Raw genomic sequence first — 256 nt, forward strand, 5'->3', positions numbered from 1 at the left:
TCGTGAGCACATCCTGCTGGGTCGTCAGGTTGGCGTTCCTTTCATCATCGTATTCATGAACAAATGCGACATGGTAGATGATGAAGAGCTGCTGGAACTGGTAGAAATGGAAGTTCGCGAACTGCTGTCCGCGTACGACTTCCCAGGCGACGACCTGCCAGTAATCCGCGGTTCCGCGCTGAAAGCGCTGGAAGGCGAAGCTGAGTGGGAAGCGAAAATCATCGAACTGGCTGAAGCCCTGGACAGCTACATCCCA

The 256-nt window shown here is 54.3% G+C and carries 1 protein-coding gene; it reads left to right on the forward strand.

What is annotated here, in order from left to right; all coding sequences use genetic code 11:
- On the forward strand, nucleotides 1-256 hold a 256-nt coding region (locus ACJ8QI_RS23530), incomplete at both ends, for a GTP-binding protein (RefSeq protein ID WP_442533169.1).

This window comes from Serratia sp. CY84636, from assembly GCF_052166245.1.
Classification (GTDB): Bacteria; Pseudomonadota; Gammaproteobacteria; order Enterobacterales; family Enterobacteriaceae; genus Serratia; species Serratia nevei.